At 66.8% G+C, this 1,586-nt stretch carries 1 protein-coding gene; it reads right to left on the bottom strand.

Features of this window, described 5'->3' with window-relative positions; all coding sequences use genetic code 11:
* Positions 1 to 23 precede the first annotated feature (23 nt).
* Positions 24 to 1,463, bottom strand: a complete 1,440-nt coding sequence (locus tag CRO39_RS20180; RefSeq protein WP_097123776.1) for an IS5 family transposase — start codon at positions 1,461 to 1,463, stop codon at positions 24 to 26.
* Positions 1,464 to 1,586: the final 123 nt, after the last annotated feature.

Below are 1,586 nucleotides of genomic sequence, written 5' to 3'. Positions count from 1 at the left end.
TAGTCGGTCCTGCAAAATTACGATCAACCCACGCACTGACCCGTAAGCCGGTTTGCGGATGGCATTGATCGCAGTATTGCCGACCACAGACGCGCCAGCATCCGGCACAAAAAGACCGCCCGGATACCCAAGCGGGCAATCGCCCGCAGCAACCAGCGGATGTTGTAGCCGGCCCCGCACAACACCGCATGCAGGGCATCGCCTTCGGCGCCCTTCAGCCAGCAGCGATGCATGCCGTGGTCGGCTTTCGCATGCCCAATCGCCGGTTCCACCGCACTGCGCCGTTTGATCAGATCACGCTGCGCTGCGTCAGCCGTCTTCCACTTGCCCGGATGCCACAGCACCGCCGGCGCTATGGCCGCGTCCACCCCGCGATAGCCCTTGTCCGCCGACACCACCTCCGGCTTCACGCCCACGCCTTCCAGCAGGATCGTCGCCTGCTCCAACTGCTCGGCCAGGGTGTGGCCGTCGTACGGGGTGCCCGGAAAACTGCGCGCACCCACCAGCAGCCCCTGCCGCGCAGTCACCGCGACGCCGACCTTGACCCCGAACTCGTACGGCTGCCGCGCCTTGCCCTTGCCGATGCACTCCACCTCCGGCGCATGCAGCGCATACAGCTTGCCCTTGTCCTTGGGCTTCTGGATGCGGATGCGCTCGGCCCGCTCCAGCCACACCTGCAGTTGGGCCTGGACGGCCTCGGGCAAGGCGTCCAGTTTGCGCTGCACATCGCGCAACAGCCGACCCAGGATCGTGCGCTGGCGCTTCAGAACCTTGCGCAGCCGCTTGTACTGCTTCGCGTGCGCATAGCCGCCGGCCTTGCGACGCAGCGCCTTGCCTTCCTTCGCGTAGCTCTGCTTCAACTCGATCCCGGCCTGTCTGGCCAACTGCGCGATCTTCGCCCGCGCCACCTCCAGCAACCGGCTGTCGGTCGGGTACGCCACCGCCTTCTCCTGCACCGTGGTGTCCACCAGCACCTCGGCGAACTCGGCCGGCTGCACCGCATCCAGCGCCACCGCCGTCTCAATCGTCGTCGCCAGCAGTTCTTCCACCCCCGCTTCCCCCAGCACCCGCCGGAACCGGCCGATCTGGGTCGGATCGCACGGCAACCGTGGCTGGTAGTGGGTCATCCCGCTGAAAAACTGCCACACCACGTTCTCCGCCCAGCGGGCGCACACCGATTCGTCGCTCTCGTTGTAGGCGTGCTTCAAATACAGCAGCGACACCATCAGCCGGATCGGCAACCGCGGCCGGCCCGCCGTGCTCACCCCGCCGCCCACCACCGCCGGCTCGCCGAACAGGTCGGCATCGGTCAGGGGGCGGCCGGCGCGGGGCGCACGGGCGAACAGCGGCGCCAGCTTTGCTTCGATCGCGGCCCAGTCGATCCGGGTTGCCAGCACCGCCAGCGGGTGGCGCAGGTCGATCATCTGGTCCAGGCGGGTGCGGAACAGGTCCGGATCGGTCATCGGCAAGGCCCTTCAACTCCCAGAAAACAGACCCCAGAATATCGACTTCTGGGAGATGCAAGCCAGCTCAGACTGCCCATATGCCTTGGTGCTGCGGGCTTTCAGGGATTTTGCAGGGCCGAC

The organism is Pseudoxanthomonas wuyuanensis (assembly GCF_900215535.1).
Lineage (GTDB): Bacteria > Pseudomonadota > Gammaproteobacteria > Xanthomonadales > Xanthomonadaceae > Pseudoxanthomonas_A > Pseudoxanthomonas_A wuyuanensis.
The sequence above is the reverse complement of the archived record's forward strand: the minus strand, read 5'-3'. Positions and strand labels throughout refer to the sequence as shown.

Bases quoted from the DNA above. Each gene is read 5' to 3' on its own strand.
- CRO39_RS20180 (WP_097123776.1), bottom strand. From the start codon at position 1,463: ATGACCGATCCGGACCTGTTCCGCACCCGCCTGGACCAGATGATCGAC.